We start from the raw sequence: 18,317 nt of genomic DNA on the forward strand, positions 1-18,317 counted from the left end.
GCGAGTGGGCCTGAATTGATCCGGGGCGGCGGCGCCGGGGTGGACGCCGCCGCGCGCGCTCACCGCCCCTTGGGCGGGCCGCTGGTGGCTTGTGCCTTGGCGGCGGCGCGGGCGGCGGCGGCTTCCTGACCGTCGACGCGGCCGTCGTGGTTGAGGTCGTATTTTCCGAACACGTTCGCCATCAGCGCCTGGGATTCGGCTTCGCTGACCTTGCCGTCCTTGTTGGTGTCGGCGCGCGCCATGAACAGCGCGGCGATCTTCTTTGCTTGAGCCGGATCAAGCTTCTTGCCGCCCGAGACCTTCATGTTGCTCATCCGCGCGAGCACTTCGGCCTGGCTGAGGAAGCCGTCGTGGTTGGTGTCGGAGGCGGCGAATTCGCCGTCGAGCTTGGTCTCCGCGCTCTTGCGCGTCTCCTGCGCGGCGGCGGGTGCTGCCTGCAACAGCGCGGACGCGGGGAGGGCAATGGCGGCGAGGAACAAAGCGCGGGTCATCGTGACAGGTCTTTCCATGAGGAAACGGGCGCCGTGTTGGCGCCCGTCGTTTGTACGGCAGATGAACGCGCCCGCTTGCGGGGCGGGTTCGGCACGCGCGCGACGGACCTGCGCTGCACCCTCAACGGTTGCATGGTCGCGCGAGCGCGCATAGGGCGCGCGCGATCGTTTGCCCGCATCTGATTGCCCGCATTTAGGAGCATTACGCATGTCCGAGCCCGTCAAGAAAGTCGTCCTCGCTTATTCCGGCGGGTTGGACACCAGCGTGATCCTGAAATGGCTGCAGGAAACCTACGGCTGCGAGGTCGTCACCTTCACCGCCGATCTGGGGCAGGGCGAGGAGCTGGAGCCCGCGCGCGCCAAGGCCGAGCTGATGGGGGTCAAGCCTGAGCACATCTACATCGACGATTTGCGCGAGGAGTTCGTGCGCGATTTCGTCTTCCCGATGATGCGGGCGAACGCGCAATACGAGGGGCTGTATTTGCTTGGCACCTCGATCGCGCGGCCGTTGATCTCGAAGCGGCTGATCGAGATCGCGCGCGAGACGGGGGCGGACGCGGTGGCGCATGGCGCGACCGGCAAGGGCAACGACCAGGTGCGCTTCGAATTGTCGGCCTACGCGCTCGATCCCGACATCAAGGTGATCGCGCCGTGGCGCGAGTGGGACCTGAACAGTCGCACTAAGCTGATCGAATGGGCCGAAGCGCGGCAAGTGCCGATCCCGCACAACAAGCGCGGCGAGGCGCCGTTCTCGACCGATGCGAACCTGCTCCACACGTCATCCGAGGGGCTGGTGCTCGAGGATCCGTGGGACGAGGTGCCCGATTACGTCTTCTCGCGCACGGTCAACCCGGAGGACGCGCCCGACACGCCGGAGACGATCGAGATCGAGTTCGAGCGCGGCGACGGCGTCGCGCTGAACGGCGAGCGGATGACGCCGGCGACGCTGCTGGAGGCGCTCAATGAACTGGGGCGCAAGCACGGCATCGGGCGGCTCGATCTGGTCGAGAACCGCTTCGTCGGCATGAAGAGCCGCGGCATGTACGAGACGCCGGGGGGCACGATCTACCTCGAGGCGCACCGCGGGATCGAGGCGATCACGCTTGACCGCGGTGCCGCGCACCTGAAGGACGAGTTGATGCCGCGCTATGCCGAACTGATCTACAACGGCTTCTGGTTCTCGCCCGAGCGCGAGATGCTGCAGGCGGCGATCGATCTGAGCCAGGAGAAGGTGTCGGGCACCGTGCGGCTGAAGCTCTACAAGGGGCTGGCATCGGTGACGGGGCGCAAGTCGCCGAACACGCTGTATTCGGAAAAGGTCGTGACGTTCGAGGACGACCAGGGCGCGTACGACCAGCGCGATGCGGCGGGGTTCATCAAGTTGAATGCGCTCAGGCTGCGGTTGCTCGGGCGGCGTGATCGGTGAGCGGGGCCTGACCGGGGGGGTAGGCCCGGACGGGCTCACCGGTCGCGGCACGGGGGCGAACGACGCGTTAACCTTGTCACGGTAATGCGGGGGCATGACCGTTAGGGCTCACGGCTGGCGCGTCGACGCCGTGACGGCGATCGTTCTATCGACGGTGCTGTCGGCTGTTGGCGCGTGGCAGCATCGCCGCGACCTCGTCGACCTGCGACTGCCCGATGCCGACGACCTCATGCGCCTCCAACAGGTGCGCGACTGGTTGGCGGGGCAGCGATTTGCGGACCTCACGCAGCATCGGCTCGGGCCGGGTCCGGGGGTCGCCATGCATTGGACGCGACTTGCCGACCTGGGGCCGGCAGGATTGATCAAGTCGGCTTCACCGATCCTGGGGCGGCACATGGCGGAGGTGGTGGCCGTCACGATATGGCCGCCGCTGCTGCTCGCCGTTTCGCTGTTCCTGATCGCCCGGATCGCGCGAATGTTGCCCGGCGCCCCGCCTGGAACGGCGATGGTGGTCGCGGCGCTTGCATACCCGGCCTCCGGACTGTTTCTTCCCGGCCGGATCGACCATCACGCGCTTCAGATGGTGCTGATACTGGGAGCGGTGCTGGCACTGCTGTCGCGCGCGACCTTCGCGGCTGGCGCGGCGATCGGATTGGCCGCGGCGGGCAGCCTCACCGTGGGGATGGAAACGGTCCCGTTTTTCGGCGTGATCGGCGTCCTGATCGTCGTGGCGTGGATCGCGGGCAGTGTGGGGGCGAGCGGACGGTTGCTCGGGGTCGGGATCGGCACGATCACCGGTTTGCTGGCGGCGCGCCTGGTCTTTGCACCGTTGGCATGGGATTTCCCGGCCTGCGACGGTTTCGACGCCGCAAGCTGGCGAGCGGCGCTGTTTCTCGCGGCAGCCACCTGCCTGTTGGCGGCCACCAAACCGGCCGGGATCAAACCCCGCCTCGCGATCGCAGGCTTGATCGGCGCCGTAGCGCTGGCTGGCGCGCTGATCGTGTCGCCGACCTGTCGCTCCCCTTACGGAATGGTTGATCCGTTGGTCGCGCGTTGGTGGCTGGCCGGGGTGGCGGAGGCGCAGCCGCTGCTCCAAGCGACCCCGGCCGTCATGCTCGGACAGGCAGGGTTATTGCTCGCAGGGATCGCGGCGGGTGCGTGGTGGACGATGCGCACGCCTGACCGGTCGCGGTGGGGTGCCGTGCTGGCGGTGCAGACGGCTGCGTTCGCGCTCGCGCTCGTGCAATTGCGAGGCACCTACGTCGGCGCGCTGCTCGCGGCTCCTGCGTTGGCGGCGATGATTTCCGTGGCACGAACACGGGGTGCGATACCGCTCGTCACGGCATGGCTCGCGTCCGCGGGCGTGCTGTATCCGCTCGCCGCGCGCGCCTTCGAACAGCCGGTGGTGAGCGATCCGCGGGCCTGCGACCGTGTTGCCGCGGTCGACGCGCTGGCCGCCCTGCCGCCGATGCGAGTGCTCGCACCCGTCGACCTCGGCGCCGCGATCATCGCGCGAACGCATCACGTGGCGATTGCGGGTCCATACCACCGTAACACGACTGGCAATCGTGCCGCGCTGCTGGCCTTTCTGGGGCCGGGTGCGCGCGTGGGCGACGTCGTGACGGGGGTTTCCGCCGATGCAATCTTGTGGTGCGCGGGCACGCTCGGCGATCGACCTGCCCCACCGGGTTCGATCGGGGCAGGCGCGGTACCCCCGGGTTTTCACACCACGCCCGTGGCGGGCCATGGCTTGCTGTTATGGCCAAGCCGGGGCCGCTGATGCGGCATTGGTGGCAGACCGGTCGTTTCGCGGTGGCGATGATGGTGCTGGCGACGGTGCCGCTGTGGTGGCCGACCGTGCCGCCGCTGGTGGATCTGCCGGGCCATATCGGTCGATACAGCGTGCAGATCGACAACGGCGCGCACCCCTGGCTCGCGCAATGGTATCGCTTCCGCTGGCTGCTGGTCGGCAATCTGGGCGTCGATTTGCTGGTGCAGGCGCTCGGCCCGATCGTCGGGCTGGAATCTGCCGTGAAGCTGATCGTGATGACGATCCCGGCGCTGACTGTCGGTGCGATGCTCTGGATCGCGCGCGAAGCGCACGGCGAGGTGCCGGCGTCTGCATTGTTCGCGCTGCCGCTGTCCTATGCCTACCCGTTTCAGTTCGGGTTCGTGAATTACGCCTTGTCCGTCGCGCTCGCGTTGCTGGCCTGCGCATTGTGGCTCAGGTGGGACACGCCGCATCGGCGGATCGTCCGTGCGATCGTCTTCGTCCCGATCGGTGTGCTCGTGTGGCTCGCGCATGTGTTCGGATGGGGCATTCTCGGGCTCGTGGCGTTCTCTTTCCAGTTCGCGCGCCGCAGTGACCCGGCAGACCGCGGACCGGGCGCTGCATGGTACCGCGCTGCGGCGGGCGCGGCGGTCGACTGCCTTCCGTTGGCGTTTCCGATCATCCTCATGATCATCTGGCGCCGCGGGCAAGGGGAGGGGGGCGATACCGGGGACTGGTTCGACCTGCCCGCGAAGATCGGTTGGATCACCATGATCCTGCGCGACCGCTGGCAAGCCTGGGATATCGCGGGCGCGATCGTTCTGCTCCTGTTGCCGTACGCCGCGATGCGTCGTTCGTGGTCGGGATCGTCGTGGGCGCTGCTGGCTGCTGCTGCCCTACTCGGCGCGGCATTCGTGTTGTTGCCGCGCATCCTGTTCGGTTCCGCCTACGCCGACATGCGGCTCGCGCCCATCGTCGTCATATTCGCGATCCTGGCACTAAAGCCGCGGGCGCGAGGAGCGGGGGGCGTCGCGGCGGCGGCGCTGGTCTTCGTGGTCCTGCGCTTCGCGGGGAACGCGACGAGTTTCTGGCTCTACGACCAAAGCCACGAGCGGGAGCTCGAAGCGCTTCGACACGTCCCGGTCGGCGCGCGCCTGGTAAGTTTCGTCGGTGCGGAATGCCGTCCGTCGTGGGATACCGGCCGGATCGAGCATTTGCCGGCGATGGCGTTGGTCCGGCGTCACGCATTTTCGAACGACCAATGGTTGTTGGCCGGGTCTCAGTTGCTGACCGTCAACTATCCGGCCGTCATGTACCGCCACGATCCATCGCAAATAGTGACGGCGACGCGGTGCAGTAACGAGCCGGACTGGCGAACGATCGACGACAGCTTGCGTGATTTGCCACGCCGAAGCTTCGATTACGTGTGGCTGATCAGGCCGCCTCGTTTCGACCCTGCACGGGCAGCGGGTCTGACACCGCTTTGGCGCGCGGGCGACAGCGTCCTTTATCGGATCGATCGCGATTCCGCCTCTGCCCCCTTGCCGCTGGGGCGCTCCCCCCCGTAAGGCGGGAGGCATGGGTGCGGGGGCGCGGCAGTGGTGGCAGACGCGGTGGTTCGTCGTTCTGGCGGCGTTGATCGCGTGCGTGCCGTTGATCTGGCCCGACATTCCGCCGATCGTCGACCTGCCCGGGCACATGGGGCGCTACCGCGTCCAGCTCGATCGCGGCGCGCATGCGTGGCTGACCGACTGGTACACGTTCAAATGGTCGCTGATCGGTAACCTGGGCGTCGACCTGCTGATCGAGCCGCTGGCGCCGGTCATCGGGCTGGAGCCCGCGGTCAAGCTGATCGTGATGGCGATCCCCGCGCTGACGGTCGCGGGGTTCCTGTGGATCGCGCGCGAGGTGCAGGGGCGGATCCCCGCGACCGCGCTGTTCGCGCTGCCGCTCGCCTACGGATACCCGTTCCAGTTCGGCTTCGTGAATTTCGCACTGTCGATGGGGTTGGCGCTGTGCCTGTTCGCGCTGTGGCTGCGGATGGCGCGGCTGGGGCGGTTGCGACTGCGCGCCGCCGTCTTCGTGCCGCTGTCGTGCCTGTTGTGGGTATGCCACACGTTCGGCTGGGGCGTGCTGGGGGTGCTCGCCTTCTCCGCCGAGATGATCCGCCAGCACGACCTGAGGAAGGACCGCCAGTCGGGGCATTGGGTGGCGAGCTGGTTCCGCGCTGGTCTCGGCTGCGTGCCGCTCGCGCTGCCGATGGTGCTGATGGTCGCGTGGCGATCGGGCGCGGACGTCACCGGGCAGACCGCGGACTTCTTCTACTGGCGCACCAAGATCATGTGGGTGCTGATGGCGTTGCGCGACCGCTGGCTGTGGTTCGACGTCGCGAGCGTGGCGGTGATCTACCTGGTGCTCTTCAAGGCGCTGCGCGATCCCCGCATCACCTACTCGCGCCACCTGGGGCTGTCGGCGCTGTTCATGCTGGCGGTGTTCATCGTGCTGCCGCGGATCGTGTTTGGATCGGCCTATGCCGATATGCGGCTGGCGCCGTTCATGCTAGCGATCGCGGTGATCGCGATCCGCCCCAAGCCCGGGCAGTCGTTTCGTCACGCGAGCGTGCTGGCGGCGATCGGGCTCGCGTTCTTCCTGGTGCGGATCGCAGGCACGACGGTGAGCTTCGCGATGTTCGACCGCGATTACGACGAGGAGCTGGTCGCGCTCGACCATGTACCGGTCGGGGCGCGGTTGCTGTCGTTCGTCGGGCACAATTGCCACAACGACTGGCGGATGAGCCGGCTGGAGCATCTGCCCGCGCTCGCGCTCGAGCGGCGGCTCGCGTACACCGACGACCAATGGTCGATGGCGGGCGGCCAGTTGATGACGGTCAATTACGGCGCGGCGGGCGCTTATTCGCACGACCCGACGCAGATCGTGACGCCGGTGCGCTGCCGCGGCGAATGGTGGCGTCCGATCAACTTCGCGATCGGACGGCTGCCGCGGGATGCGTTCGACTATGTCTGGCTGATCCGCCCGCCCACGTGGAACCCGCGCTTCGCACCCGGGCTGGTGCCGGTGTGGCGATCGCCGACGAGCGCGTCGGTGTTGTTCCGCATCGATCACGCGGTGCCCGCGCCGATCGCGACCGACGAGGAGCTGGGCATCCCGCACTATGTCGTCGAGTTCATGCGGCGGCGGCGCGAGCGGTTGATCGCGAGCGGCGCGATCGGGAAATAGCCGCGCGGTTGCGGCGCGGGGTGATCAGCCGCGTTTGAACGGGGTCATCTGTTCGAGGAAATGCTGGTCGTGCTCGACCGCGGCACGCTCCCGCACGAGGAAGTCGGCGACCGCGCGGCGGAACCCCGCATCGGGGATGAAATGCGCCGACCAGGTGGGGACGGGCGAATAGCCGCGCGCGAGCTTGTGCTCGCCCTGCGCGCCGGCCTCGACGGTCTGCAATCCCCGCGCGATCGCGGCGTCGATCGCCTGGTAATAGCAGAGCTCGAAATGGAGAAAGGGCACGTCCTCGGTACAGCCCCAGTAGCGGCCGTAGAGCGCGGTCTCGCCGATCAGATTCAAGGCGCCCGCGATCGGCACGCCGTCGCGCTCGGCGAGGATCAGCAGCACGCGGTCGCCGAGCGCTTCGCCCAGCAGTGGGAAGAAGGCGCGTTTGAGATAGGGCGTCCCCCATTTGCGGCTGCCGGTGTCCTGGTAGAAGGTCCAGAACGCGTCCCATTCACGCCGGCCGATCTCGGCCCCGGTCAGGTGGCGGATCGTCAGCCCCTCGACCGCGGCGCTACGTTCCTTGCGGATCGCCTTGCGCTTGCGACTGGCGAGCGCGGCGAGGAGATCGTCGAACGTCGCGTAACCGTCGTTCTGCCAGTGGAACTGCGTCCCCTCGCGGATCAGCCAGCCCGCGGCCTCGAACAGGGGCAATTGGTCGGGCGCGACGAAGGTGGCGTGGGCGCTGGAAAGGTCGTGCTGGCGCGTGACCGCCTCGATCGCGGCGATCAGCGACGGTGCCGCCGAGGCGTCGCGCAGCAGCAGCCGCGGACCCGGAACGGGGGTGAAGGGGGCGGCGACCTGCAGCTTGGGGTAATAATCGCCGCCGGCGCGGGCCCAAGCATCGGCCCAGGCGTGGTCGAAGACGTATTCGCCCTGGCTGTGGCTCTTGGCGTAAGCGGGGGCGACCGCGATCGGCACATTGTCGTCGCCGTCGACGATCAGCGGGATCGGTTGCCAGCCGGTGCGCGGGCCGACGCTGCCCGAATCCTCCAGCGCTTTCAGAAAGGCGTGGCTGACGAACGGATTGGCGGTGCCCGCGCAGGCGTCCCACTGATCGGCGGGGATGGCGGCGACGCCGTCGGCGATCCGTGCGGTGATGGCAGTCATTGCGCGCCAAGATAGGGGCGGGCCGGGTTGAGGGAAAGGTGGCGGAGCGGCGACGCGCTGCCGGACCGGGTCACGACGTGAAAAGGGGCGACCGCTCGCGCGCGGCCGCCCCCTCCTGTTTCCGTTGCTCAACCCTGGCGGATCAGAGCGAGCGTTCGATCTCGACGATGGCGTCGACCTCGACCGCGGCGCCGAGCGGCAGGACCGCGACGCCGACCGCGGAGCGGGCGTGCTTGCCCGCGTCACCGAACAGCGCGGTCATCAGGTCGGACGCGCCGTTCGCAACCTTGGGCTGGTCGGTGAACTCGGGGGTCGAGTTGACGAACACGCCGAGCTTCACGATCCGCTTGACGTGTTGGAGGTTGCCGAGGTGCTGGCGGACCTGCGCGACGAGCATCAGGCCGCAGGCGCGTGCCGCCTCCTGACCCGCCTCGAGGCTGACGTCGTCGCCGAGCCGGCCGGTGATGATCTGCCCGTCCTTGAACGGCAGCTGGCCCGAGATGTGGAGCAGCCCGCCGGCCTCCACGACGGGCGTGTAGGAGGCGACGGGGGCGGCGGCCTGGGGCAGTTCGAGCCCGAGGTCGGCGAGTTTGCGGTCGATCTGATCGGTCATGGGCTGCGGATTGGGCGCGGTGACCCGAGAGGTCAAGAGGTGGCGAGCGCCTCGACTGGCGGGGCAGGCTCGGCGGCGGCGAAGCGCGCCTCGATCCACGCCTGACCCTCCTGCCAATCGTCGATGCGCGCGTGCGCGGCGGGCGCGGGGGCGATGCCGGCGGCGAGTTGCGGTTCGGACACCATGTGAAGGCGCCAGACTTCGGGGGCGTGCTCGGCGACCGACTGGTGGTGGACGGGCAGGTCGTCGACGAACACCGCGACTGAGGGCGCGTATTCGGCGACGAGCGCGGCGACGGGCGCGCCCTTGCCGCCCTGATTGCAGACGACGCGGTGCTCGATGCCGAAGGCGGCGAGCTGTTCGACGCGGTGCGTCTGGCACTGGTCCTGCAGATTGGTGAGGATGACGACGTCGGCCTGTTGGGCAATCGCCGCGATCGCCTCGCGCGCGTGGGGGACGATCGTCTGGCGGTGCATCTGATCGGGGAAGAAGCCGTGAAGGAAGCCGAACATCTCCTCCTGCGTGAGCGGTTCGCCCGAGCGACGGCGCATGTTCTTCGCGAGCTCCCACGAGCCGAAGGAGAAGTCGACGTCGTGTGCCTCGTCCAGCCAGTCGGCGAAATGGCGGACCATGTGGACGAGAACCTCGTCGCAATCGGTGATGAGGAGGGGACGGGTCATGAATGCTCCAGCGTCGCGCGCGCGGCGACCAATGCCTCGGGGCGGACATCGAGTTCGTGCGCGCAGGCGATCAGATCGGGTTCGTAACTCTCGAGATAGGTGAGCACCGCGGCGAGCACCGCGGGCTCGCCCAGCCGCTCGCGCAGGTCGCCGGGAGCGAGGCCCGTCAGCGTCAGCAGCCGCCCGGCGCGATCGTCGTCCGACAAAACCCATGCGAGCGCGGAGAGCGCGAGCGCGGCGGCGGCGTCGGGATGGGCCGCGTTCCTATTTGTCAGCGGCTCACGCATTGCCTATCTCTCAGGAGGTACGATGGGGGTGAATGATCGCGTGGCAAAAAGGGTGCTCGTTGTCGAGGACAACGAACTGAACCTGAAGCTGTTCTGCGACCTCTTGCGCGCGCATGACTTCGCCGCCGAGGCGGTGCGCGACGGGCGCGAGGCGGTGGCGCGCGCGCGCGAGGTGATGCCCGACCTGATCATCATGGACATACAGATGCCGCACGTGACGGGGTACGAGCTGATCCTGGAATTGAAGGCGGACGAGGCGCTGCGCCACATACCGGTGATGGCGGTGACCGCTTATTCGGGGCGCGACGACGAGGAGCGCATCCGCGCGGCGGGGGCGGACGCCTATGTGTCGAAACCGATCAGCCTCGCGCGGTTCATGCAGGCGGTGGGGGCGTTGGTTTAGGGCAGGGAAGCCCTCTCCAAAGCGGGGAGAGGGGGTGATCCAGGCGTTGCACTCTGCGAGGCACATGCCCCTCACCCAACCCTCTCCCCGGAGGGGAGAGGGCTTTTTCACGCACACGGCAAAAACCGCGGTGAATCGCTCCACCGCGGTTTTCGAAACCCGAACGCAATCGACCGGCGGCGCGGGGCCGCCCGTTGCGATTACTTGATCTTCGCTTCCTTGAAGTCGACGTGCTTGCGCACGACGGGGTCGTACTTGCGGAAGGTCAGCTTCTCGGTCTGGGTACGCGGATTCTTCTTGGTCACGTAGAAGAACCCGGTGTCGGCCGAGCTGACGAGCTTGATCTTGACGGTGGTCGGCTTTGCCATGACCGTATCCTGTGCGCGAATAGAAAACAAAAAGCGGCGAGGCGTGCCCGCTGGGCTGCCTTGCCGCGTCTGGTGAGGGCGAATGACGGATTCGTGACCCCAAGTCAAGGCGCCTGCGCCACCTTGCATCGCACCGCGCGCATTTAGCCGCGTGTTAACCGTGCGACGCGCATGATGCACGCCAGCGACAGGAGAGGCCGGGCATGGAGACGGGGCGAGACGAAGCGGGCGGAATGGCCGCGATCAGGGCCGATCTGGCGCGGCGCGTCGCGGCGATCGAGTGGCGCAGCGGACCCGCGAAACTGGCGGGCGAGGTCGACCAGATCCGCCGCGTGGCGCGCGCGCACGGAATGCTGCCCGCGTTGGCGGTCGCGCAGCAACTGGAACGCGCGCTGGCACGGGGCGATCACGGGCCGATCGTCCATGCCTGGCTGGCGATGCTGGGTGAGGCGGTGCTCTGCGAGCGTCAGGACGCGGCGGCATCGGATAGTTTCGCGGCGGCGTGCCAGGTTCGTTTCGCGGCGTGAGGCACGCGGGCTGACGCGGTGGACGCGTTGATGGCGGCGATCGTGCTGGGCGCGATCTGCCAGATATCCGACAAGACGCCGTGGCTGGCGGCGATCTTCGCCGACCGGTTCCGTTCGCCGGCGCTGGTGATGCTGGCGGCGGTGCTGGCGCTCACCTTCAACTACGCGATCGGGGTGGCGGCGGGGCTGGCGGTGACCGCGCTGCTGACGCCCGAGGCGCGGTTGCTGCTGCTGGCGCTCGCGCTGGTCCTCGCGGGCGCGGGAACGGGGTTCCGGTTGAAGCGGCCCGACGCACTGGAGGGATGGCGGACGGGTGCGGCGTTCACCAGCATCGCGGGGCTTGCGATCATGGCGTTCGGCGACCGGATGCAGTTCGTCGTCGCCGCGCTCGCCGGGCGCAGCACGTTGCCGTGGGCGGCGATGGTCGGCGCGGTGATCGGTGGCGCAGCGGTCAACGCCGTCGCGGTGGCGCTGGGCGAGGCGGCGTGGCTACGCCTGCCGCTCAGGCCGCTGCGGATCGCGGCGGCGGCGATCCTGCTGATCGCTGGGGTGGTGATCGCGTTGAACGCGTTGCGGCTGGTCTAGCGGGAGCGTTTTGTGCGCGCGTCCGTTGTGGAGGCGAAATCAACCCATCACCGGAGACCCAGCGCCGTGGCCGATATCGACCCCAAGCTCGCCACCCCGACCGACCTCGCCCGCAACGACACGATGACCGCGGCCGACGCGCTGAACGTCGCGCTGGCGGATTGTTTCGCGATCTACCTCAAGACCAAGAACTTCCACTGGCACGTGTCGGGGCCGCATTTCCGCGATTATCACCTGATGCTCGACGATCAGGCGGCGCAGATCCTGGGCGTGACCGACGCGATCGCGGAGCGCGTGCGCAAGACCGGCAACACCACGCTGCGCTCGATCGGCGACATCAGCCGGCGCCAGCAGGTGGCCGACAACGATCGCGAGTTCGTCTCGCCCGACGACATGCTGGCCGAATTGCGCGAGGATAATCTGAAGCTGGTCGAGGCACTGCGCCGCGCGCGCGAGAAGGCCGAGGAAGCCAAGGATACCGCGACCTCCAGCCTCGCCGACGACTGGATCGATCAGGCCGAGGAGCGCGCGTGGTTCCTGTTCGAGGCGAGCCGCAAGGGCTGAGGCGTCGCCGCCGGCTAGCGTGCGCGTGCCGGGCCGAGCGTCAGCAGCCAGACGTCGGGCGGGGCGCGCCAGCGGACGGGCACGTCGCTGGTGCCGAGCCCGGCGGTGACGAGCACCTGATGGCCGTGGTCACGCACCAGCCCGCACAGGAAACGGCGGTGCGTGCGCAGCGGCAGGACCGGCGGACCGATCACGGGCAGGCGAACCTGCCCGCAATGCGTGTGCCCCGCGATCATGAAGGGCGCGTTCGCGGGCAGCTTGGTCGCGAGATCGGGCGAGTGGGTGAGGATGATCGCGGCGCCACCCGCGCGCCGCAGCCCCGCCATCGTCGCGGGAACGTCGTCGGCGTGGCTGTAATCGTCGTCGACCCCGCCGATCGCGAGCGGCCCCCGGCGAAGCGCGCGATTGGCGAGCACGGTGACCCCCGCCCGGGTCAGCGCGCTGCGGACCGCGGCGATGCTGGTGCCGTGGTCGTGATTGCCCGGCACCGCGACGACGCCCATCGGCGCGCGCAGCCGTGACAGTGCGGCGGTGAGCGGGCGCGCGACCCGCCGCGCGTCGTCGGCGCCGTAACCGTTGATGAAATCGCCCGCGATCAGCACGAGATCGGGGTGGAGCGCGTTCACCTGCGCGACGATGCGCGTCAGCCGCGCGCTGTCCATCGCGAGGCTGCCGAGGTGGATGTCGCTCATCACCGCGACGCTGACTGGCGCGGCGCCCGCGGGCCAGTCGCCGAGTTCGATCGTCTCGTGCCGGACGACGGGATCGGCGCGCGCGTTCCACACGCCGATCGCGAAGGCCGCGACGCCCGACAGGATGACGGCAGCGAGGAGGAGCAGGAGGCGGCGGCGCATCGCACGGGGTGTGTAGACGGCGGATACGCGTATGCAAGCGCGCGGGGGAGCAGGGCCGGGCGCGTGCCGGCGCGGTATCACGGTGCGTGTGAGATGTTGAATTTCTCACCAAGTGGCCGAACGCTGACGCACATAAACCCGATCCAATCCGGCCGGCATCGCGCAATCGGGCGGCGTCCCTGCCGCCGTCGATCCGCCGGTCTTCGCGCAGGAGGCGCGGCGTGCGCGACGGTGAGGGTTTCTGCACAAGCGAGCATGGCGGCGGTCAGGTCAAGTAGATGACGACGTTTCGCGACCGATCCCGCACGCGGTGGCGGGCGTGATCATGCTCGATCGCCGCAGGGCTGAAAGGGGGGGGGGGGCGGGAAGGCGGATCGCGCGTCATACGGACGGGCGAGGTGCGGTCGGTGCGGCGCGGCTCAGCGCGCATTGTCGATCCAGTTCTGCGGAACCGGCTGCCCCTTTGCGGCGACGATCGCGATCGCGGCGCGCAGGTGCTGCTTGGCCTCGTCGCGGCGACCGAGGGATTGCAGCATCGCGGCGGCGTTGACGCGGCTATTGGCGTCGCCGGGATCGAGGCGTGCCGCCTGCTGAAAACGTTCGAGTGCCTCTGCCTGGTCGTTGCGATGCCACGCCGCCGACGCGAGCGTGCGAACCGCGCTGGCCTGTTCGTCGACGGGAAGCAAATCGGTCGCGACGAGGGTTTCCAGCGCGGCATGACGGCGCTCGCCGTCGTTCGTCATGTCAGCCAGCCGATATTGATACTGGCCGATCGCGAACCGTTCCTCTCCCGTCAGGTCGGGAAGCGCAGCCGTTCGCGCAGCCGCGGTGCTTGCCTGTGCGATCTTGCCGGCGGCGATCAGTTTCTGCACTCCGGCAAGCGCGCAGGCGACGGGTTTGCGCAACACCGCGCCGTCGGCCCGGCAGAATTTCCAGAATATCGTGCGCTGATCCTTGTAGGGGTCCATGCCGCTGCCCGGCGTGAACCCGTTCAGGCTCGTCCTCGTCGCCAGCAGCGGGTTGTTCTGGGTCGAATGGCGCGGGATGCGCGAGCCGACGATGATGGTCTTTCGCTGATTGGCGAGGTCCGGCGCGTCCGGGTCGGGTGCGGCGACCACGACGATGTCCTCGCCCCGCCGATCGGGCGCGGGCGGTGCCGGTACGGACGCGCCGGAAGGCTGCTGCGCGGCCGCAATCGTCGCGAAGCAGCACGCGGAACACGTTGCGAGAAGACCCAGCCGCATCATTCGCTCTCTCCCGAGTCACGCCATGCGCGCGCTTCCCCGATGCATGATGCCGCACCGACAGGCCGTGCGCAATGCGCGCCCGACGCCGACGCTATCGATCCGACCGGCGCGCGGGAGCCGCGGCGCGTGCCGGTCGTTGGGGGCTGATGCACGCCTTCGCGCAGCTTCTCGATTCGTTGATCTACACCCGGTCGCGCAACGCCAAGTTGAAGCTGATCGGGGATTATCTGCGCGTGACGCCCGATCCCGATCGCGGCTGGGCGATGGCGGCGCTGACGGGCGATCTCGACCTGCCGGGCGTCAAGCCGGCGCTGTTGCGCGCGTTGATCGAGGAGCGGTTCGATCCCGTCCTGTTCCGCATGAGCCGCGACTATGTCGGCGACACCGCGGAGACGATCGCGCTTTTGTGGCCCGAGCCCGCGGGCGTGGTCGATGCAGCGCCGCTGTCGGTGTCGGCGGTGGTCGATGCGCTGCGGCATCTGTCGCGATCGGACGCGGGCGGGGTGCTGGCGGGGATGCTCGACCGGCTGGACGCGGAGGAACGGTTCGCCCTGCTCAAGATGGCGACAGGGTCGCTGCGCGTCGGGGTGTCGTCGCGGCTGGCGAAACAGGCGCTGGCGGACGCGTTCGGGCTCGACGTCGACGCGGTCGAGGAGGTGTGGCACGGGCTCGACGCGCCGTATCCGACGCTGTTCGCCTGGGCCGAGGGGACGGGGGAGCAGCCGACGCCCGCCGACGTGCCGGTGTTCCGCCCGTTCATGCTGGCGCATCCGCTGGAGGATTTGCGCGTCGATCTGTCCGATTATGTCGCGGAGTGGAAGTGGGACGGGATCCGCGTCCAGCTGGTCCATGTCGTCGATGCCGGCGGGGACGGCGAGACACGGCTGTACAGCCGCACCGGCGACGACGTGACGCGTGCCTTTCCCGATGTCGCGGCGGCGTTCCGGACGCCCGGCGTGCTCGACGGCGAATTGATGGTGAAGGGCGACGTGCAGGGCGGCACGCTCGAAGACGGCGGCGGGGCGGCGAGTTTCAACGCGCTCCAGCAGCGGCTCGGGCGCAAGCAGGTGTCGGCGAAGATGCTGGAAGAAAGCCCGGCGTTCGTGCGGTTGTACGACATCCTGTTCGACGGCGCGGAGGACCTGCGGCAGCTGGGCTGGAGCGAGCGGCGCACGCGGCTGGAGGCGTTCGTGGGCGCGCTCGACCCCGATCGGTTCGATCTGTCGGCGGTGGTCGAGGCGGCGGATTTCACCGCGCTGGAGGCGATCCGCATGGGCGCGCGCGACGCCGCGATCGAGGGCATGATGCTCAAGCGCCGCGACGCGCCCTATGTCGCGGGGCGGCGCGCGGGGTTGTGGTACAAGTGGAAGCGCGATCCGCTGACCGCGGATTGCGTGATGATGTACGCGCAGCGCGGCAACGGGCGGCGATCGTCCTATTACAGCGATTACACGTTCGGCTGCTGGACCGGCGGTGCGGCGGGCGAGGGTGAATTGCTGCCGGTCGGCAAGGCGTATCAGGGGATCACCGACGAGGAGTTGCGCCAGCTCGACCGGTTCGTGCGGCACCACACCACCAACCGGTTCGGGCCGGTCCGCGAGGTCGAGCGGTCGCTGGTGCTGGAGATCGCGTTTGATTCGATCCACGAATCGAAACGGCACAAATCGGGGCTGGCGATGCGCTTTCCCCGGATCGCGCGCATCCGCACCGACAAGCCCGCGCACGAGGCGGACACGATCGAGGGACTGCGCAAGCTCGTTACGTGATTTGCGTGGAGGTGACGACCGGTTCGTTAACCTGTCGCGGATAGTCAGGGCGCATGACCTATTTCCTCGCGCTTCTTCGTAACAACCGCGGTGCGACCGCGATCGAATATGGCCTGATCGCGGCGTTGATCGCGGTGGCCGCGATCGTGGCGATGCAGGGACTGGGCAATCAGTTGCAGACCACCTTCACCAAGGCGCAGACCAAGATGCGCGACGGCACCGCCAAGGCCGTCTGACGGAGAGCGACGCGCGGGCGCGCGCCCGGAAACGCGCGCGATCACATACGCGATGACGCGCGGCGCGGGCGGTGGCACGGTGGGAGCTGTGACGCCGTTCGCCCTCGCCGCTGTGCTGATGATCGCCTCGGGCTCGGTCCACGCGGTCGTCAATGCGATCATCAAGAGCGGGCGCGACAAGATGGCGTCGCGCGCGCTGACCGATGGCGCGAGTGCGGTGATCCTGTTGCCCGCGCTGCCCTTCGTCGCCTGGCCCGCGGGTGCGGGGTGGTGGCTGGCGGCGAGCGTCGCGACGCATCTGGTCTATCTCTACGCGTTGGTGCGCGCGTACGAGACCGCGGACCTGAGCGCGGCCTATCCGATCCTGCGCGGCACCGCGCCCGTCGTGACCGCGATCGTGACGATCGTGGCGCTGGGCGACGCCGTTCGGGGAGCGCAGGTCGCGGGAATCGCGATCATCGGCGCCGCGATGCTGCTGCTCGTCGCGGGGCGGCACCTGTCGCGCGGTGCGCTCGGCTGGTCGCTGCTGACCGGGGTGATGATCGCGGCCTATACCGTGATCGACGCGCACGGGGTGCGCGCGGCACCGACGCGGTCGGGCTATATCGTGTGGCTGTTCGTCGCAATGGGGCTGGGCGTCGCGGGCATGTTCGCGATCGCGTCGCGCGGGGCGATCGTCGCGGCGATCGCGCCGCAGTGGCGCGCGGGCGCGGTGGCGGGGGCGCTGTCGATTGTGACCTACTGCGCGGCGCTCTTAGCGCTCGCGACCGGGCCGACCGCGCCGCTCGCCGCGCTCCGCGAGACGGGGATGGTCACCGCAATGCTGATCGGGGTGTTCGCGCTGGGCGAGCCACTGACCATGCATCGCGTCGCGGCGGTCGCGTCGATCGTGGGCGGGGCGGCGCTGATCCTGCTGGGATGAGCACCGCGCGCGCGGTCAGGCGAAATCGCCGAGCTGGTCGGCCTCGGCATCGGGCAGGCCGGAGGGATCGTCGTCCATCGGCGGCTGTTCGGGATGCGCGATCGGATCGGCCTCGGTCGGGGTGACGCCGGTCTGGTCGGGATCGCGCTCGCCGTGATCGGGGAGGGGGTCGGGTGCGCTCGCCATCGTACTGCTCTCCTGATTGTCGCGTGGTGAACGCGCAGGAAGCGTGGAAGGTTACGCGCCGGTGTGTTCGGGGCTGTGCTCGGACTTTGGTTCGAGGTCGTGAGTACCGGCCTCGGGGGCGTATTCGGGCTGGCCGAGGCGGCGGACGTCGAGCGCGGTGATGCCGATCAGCGTGACGGTGCCGAAACGGCGATCGCCCTCGACGACGATCCCCTCGACCGTCTGGCGTAGCGCGGTCCAGGGAAGCGCCTGAGCGATCGCGCGCGCGCCGCGCAGCCGGATCGCGAGCACGCCGCCGCGCGCGTCGATCGCGAGGCCTGCGCGCCCGTCGTTCGAGACGAGCGCGTCGATCGCGGCGAAGGCGACGTTCGTCTCGGCGATCGCGTCGATCACCTCGTCGGGGGAGCGCAGCAGGCGGTTGGTGCGGCCGAATCGCAGCATCACGCCGCGCCTCGCAGATGAGGGATCACTGCGCGCCGTCACCCCGGTCGGGCGACACCGCGTCCATCAGCGGACGCAGGCCGTTCAGGTCGTAGCCCGCGCCCGCGCCCTTGGCGACGAGGTCGTCCTGATCCTCACCGAGCCCCGCGGCGGCGATCGCCCAGAGATTGCACGAGCGCGTGCCCGAGCGACAGTAAGCGAGCACCGGGCCGTTCGCCTGATGCATCGCGTCGATCATCGCGGCGACCTGCGGGTGTGAGAATCCGGCGTGGGTGACGGGGATCGCGGTGTAGGCGAGCCCGGCGTCCTCAGCCGCGGCGCGGATCGCGTCGCCCGACGGCTGGCCGGCTTCCTCGCCATCGGGGCGGTTGTTGACGATCGCGGCAAAGCCCGCGGCCTTGATCGCGGGGATGTCGGCGGGGTCGATCTGGGGCGAGACGGCGATGCGCGCGTCGATGCGGCGGATGTCCATGCGCGGGGCGATAGGCGATGGCGGGGCAGGCGTCACGGGGGTGCGTGGGGGGCAGGTGAGGAAATGACCGCGTGTGTGACTTTTCG

23 protein-coding genes are annotated in these 18,317 nt (G+C 68.9%); 11 read left to right on the forward strand and 12 right to left on the reverse strand.

Features of this window, described 5'->3' with window-relative positions:
- Nucleotides 1-59 precede the first annotated feature (59 nt).
- Nucleotides 60-479, reverse strand: a complete 420-nt coding sequence (locus KZ810_RS01350) for an EF-hand domain-containing protein (protein ID WP_219767209.1) — start codon at nucleotides 477-479, stop codon at nucleotides 60-62.
- Between the two features lie 220 nt (nucleotides 480-699).
- Here KZ810_RS01350 and KZ810_RS01355 point away from each other — a divergent pair, with 220 nt between their 5' ends.
- Nucleotides 700-1,917, forward strand: a complete 1,218-nt coding sequence (locus KZ810_RS01355) for an argininosuccinate synthase (RefSeq protein ID WP_219767210.1) — start codon at nucleotides 700-702, stop codon at nucleotides 1,915-1,917.
- Nucleotides 1,918-2,062: 145 nt separating this feature from the next.
- Here KZ810_RS01355 and KZ810_RS01360 read toward each other — a convergent pair whose 3' ends face one another.
- Nucleotides 2,063-2,242 (reverse strand): hypothetical protein, encoded by a 180-nt coding sequence (locus KZ810_RS01360; protein WP_219767211.1) that lies wholly within the window; start codon nucleotides 2,240-2,242, stop codon nucleotides 2,063-2,065.
- Nucleotides 2,243-2,422: 180 nt separating this feature from the next.
- On the opposite strand from KZ810_RS01360, the gene KZ810_RS01365 reads away from it, so the two are divergent.
- Genes KZ810_RS01365 through KZ810_RS01375 form a run of 3 tightly spaced genes read left to right on the forward strand, consistent with a single transcriptional unit; the run spans nucleotide 2,423 to nucleotide 6,925 of the window.
- Complete coding sequence (locus KZ810_RS01365; RefSeq protein ID WP_219767212.1) at nucleotides 2,423-3,697, forward strand: hypothetical protein; 1,275 nt, start codon at nucleotides 2,423-2,425, stop codon at nucleotides 3,695-3,697.
- A 38-nt stretch (nucleotides 3,698-3,735) separates the two neighbouring features.
- On the forward strand, nucleotides 3,736-5,256 hold the full coding sequence (locus tag KZ810_RS01370) for a hypothetical protein (protein ID WP_219767213.1): 1,521 nt from the start codon (nucleotides 3,736-3,738) through the stop codon (nucleotides 5,254-5,256).
- A gap of 10 nt (nucleotides 5,257-5,266) precedes the next feature.
- Nucleotides 5,267-6,925 carry a hypothetical protein gene (locus tag KZ810_RS01375; protein ID WP_219767214.1) on the forward strand — a complete coding sequence of 553 codons (1,659 nt, stop codon included), beginning with the start codon at nucleotides 5,267-5,269 and terminating at the stop codon, nucleotides 6,923-6,925.
- 24 nt (nucleotides 6,926-6,949) lie between these two features.
- Here the strand turns inward: KZ810_RS01375 and KZ810_RS01380 are convergent, their stop codons facing one another.
- From KZ810_RS01380 to KZ810_RS01395, 4 genes are all read right to left on the reverse strand, one after another.
- Nucleotides 6,950-8,080, reverse strand: a complete 1,131-nt coding sequence (locus KZ810_RS01380) for a GNAT family N-acetyltransferase (RefSeq protein WP_219767215.1) — start codon at nucleotides 8,078-8,080, stop codon at nucleotides 6,950-6,952.
- Between the two features lie 142 nt (nucleotides 8,081-8,222).
- Nucleotides 8,223-8,693, reverse strand: coding sequence for a RidA family protein (locus KZ810_RS01385; protein ID WP_219767216.1), 471 nt, complete (start codon nucleotides 8,691-8,693; stop codon nucleotides 8,223-8,225).
- A gap of 32 nt (nucleotides 8,694-8,725) precedes the next feature.
- Nucleotides 8,726-9,373 (reverse strand): HAD family hydrolase, encoded by a 648-nt coding sequence (locus KZ810_RS01390; RefSeq protein WP_219767217.1) that lies wholly within the window; start codon nucleotides 9,371-9,373, stop codon nucleotides 8,726-8,728.
- Nucleotides 9,370-9,660, reverse strand: coding sequence for a DUF3572 domain-containing protein (locus KZ810_RS01395; protein WP_219767218.1), 291 nt, complete (start codon nucleotides 9,658-9,660; stop codon nucleotides 9,370-9,372). The genes KZ810_RS01390 and KZ810_RS01395 overlap by 4 nt, the downstream gene beginning before the upstream one ends.
- 40 nt (nucleotides 9,661-9,700) lie before the next feature.
- On the opposite strand from KZ810_RS01395, the gene KZ810_RS01400 reads away from it, so the two are divergent.
- On the forward strand, nucleotides 9,701-10,063 hold the full coding sequence (locus KZ810_RS01400; protein WP_219767692.1) for a response regulator: 363 nt from the start codon (nucleotides 9,701-9,703) through the stop codon (nucleotides 10,061-10,063).
- Nucleotides 10,064-10,263: 200 nt separating this feature from the next.
- Here the strand turns inward: KZ810_RS01400 and rpmG are convergent, their stop codons facing one another.
- Nucleotides 10,264-10,431 (reverse strand): 50S ribosomal protein L33, encoded by a 168-nt coding sequence (rpmG, locus tag KZ810_RS01405; protein ID WP_219767219.1) that lies wholly within the window; start codon nucleotides 10,429-10,431, stop codon nucleotides 10,264-10,266.
- Nucleotides 10,432-10,634: 203 nt separating this feature from the next.
- On the opposite strand from rpmG, the gene KZ810_RS01410 reads away from it, so the two are divergent.
- The 3 genes from KZ810_RS01410 (at nucleotide 10,635) to KZ810_RS01420 (ending at nucleotide 12,107) form a co-directional block, all read left to right on the forward strand.
- Nucleotides 10,635-10,958, forward strand: coding sequence for a hypothetical protein (locus KZ810_RS01410; protein WP_219767220.1), 324 nt, complete (start codon nucleotides 10,635-10,637; stop codon nucleotides 10,956-10,958).
- Nucleotides 10,959-10,976: 18 nt separating this feature from the next.
- Nucleotides 10,977-11,543 carry a TMEM165/GDT1 family protein gene (locus KZ810_RS01415; RefSeq protein WP_219767221.1) on the forward strand — a complete coding sequence of 189 codons (567 nt, stop codon included), beginning with the start codon at nucleotides 10,977-10,979 and terminating at the stop codon, nucleotides 11,541-11,543.
- A 123-nt stretch (nucleotides 11,544-11,666) separates the two neighbouring features.
- Nucleotides 11,667-12,107 (forward strand): Dps family protein, encoded by a 441-nt coding sequence (locus KZ810_RS01420; protein ID WP_219767693.1) that lies wholly within the window; start codon nucleotides 11,667-11,669, stop codon nucleotides 12,105-12,107.
- 14 nt (nucleotides 12,108-12,121) lie between these two features.
- On the opposite strand, the gene KZ810_RS01425 is transcribed toward KZ810_RS01420, so the two are convergent.
- Both KZ810_RS01425 and KZ810_RS01430 read right to left on the reverse strand, forming a co-directional pair.
- Complete coding sequence (locus KZ810_RS01425) at nucleotides 12,122-12,961, reverse strand: metallophosphoesterase (protein ID WP_219767222.1); 840 nt, start codon at nucleotides 12,959-12,961, stop codon at nucleotides 12,122-12,124.
- A gap of 419 nt (nucleotides 12,962-13,380) precedes the next feature.
- Nucleotides 13,381-14,205 carry a tetratricopeptide repeat protein gene (locus KZ810_RS01430; protein WP_219767223.1) on the reverse strand — a complete coding sequence of 275 codons (825 nt, stop codon included), beginning with the start codon at nucleotides 14,203-14,205 and terminating at the stop codon, nucleotides 13,381-13,383.
- A gap of 149 nt (nucleotides 14,206-14,354) precedes the next feature.
- Here KZ810_RS01430 and KZ810_RS01435 point away from each other — a divergent pair, with 149 nt between their 5' ends.
- The 3 genes from KZ810_RS01435 (at nucleotide 14,355) to KZ810_RS01445 (ending at nucleotide 17,132) form a co-directional block, all read left to right on the forward strand.
- The gene (locus tag KZ810_RS01435; protein ID WP_219767224.1) at nucleotides 14,355-15,974 is read left to right on the forward strand and encodes a cisplatin damage response ATP-dependent DNA ligase; all 1,620 of its coding nucleotides are present in this window, start codon (nucleotides 14,355-14,357) and stop codon (nucleotides 15,972-15,974) included.
- Between the two features lie 53 nt (nucleotides 15,975-16,027).
- A complete protein-coding gene (locus KZ810_RS01440; RefSeq protein ID WP_219767225.1) occupies nucleotides 16,028-16,210 on the forward strand; it encodes a Flp family type IVb pilin in 183 nt (60 codons plus the stop codon).
- Between the two features lie 88 nt (nucleotides 16,211-16,298).
- Entirely contained in the window at nucleotides 16,299-17,132 is an 834-nt protein-coding gene (locus tag KZ810_RS01445) for a DMT family transporter (RefSeq protein WP_308461459.1), read from the forward strand.
- Between the two features lie 15 nt (nucleotides 17,133-17,147).
- Here the strand turns inward: KZ810_RS01445 and KZ810_RS01450 are convergent, their stop codons facing one another.
- From KZ810_RS01450 to KZ810_RS01460, 3 genes are read right to left on the reverse strand one after another with little or no spacing between them, the layout of a single operon-like run.
- Nucleotides 17,148-17,318, reverse strand: a complete 171-nt coding sequence (locus tag KZ810_RS01450) for a hypothetical protein (protein ID WP_219767226.1) — start codon at nucleotides 17,316-17,318, stop codon at nucleotides 17,148-17,150.
- A 51-nt stretch (nucleotides 17,319-17,369) separates the two neighbouring features.
- Nucleotides 17,370-17,759 (reverse strand): hypothetical protein, encoded by a 390-nt coding sequence (locus KZ810_RS01455; RefSeq protein ID WP_219767227.1) that lies wholly within the window; start codon nucleotides 17,757-17,759, stop codon nucleotides 17,370-17,372.
- 25 nt (nucleotides 17,760-17,784) lie between these two features.
- Nucleotides 17,785-18,231 carry a protein tyrosine phosphatase family protein gene (locus tag KZ810_RS01460; RefSeq protein WP_219767228.1) on the reverse strand — a complete coding sequence of 149 codons (447 nt, stop codon included), beginning with the start codon at nucleotides 18,229-18,231 and terminating at the stop codon, nucleotides 17,785-17,787.
- Nucleotides 18,232-18,317: the final 86 nt, after the last annotated feature.

The organism is Sphingomonas citricola (assembly GCF_019429535.1).
Taxonomy (GTDB): Bacteria; Pseudomonadota; Alphaproteobacteria; order Sphingomonadales; family Sphingomonadaceae; genus Sphingomonas; species Sphingomonas citricola.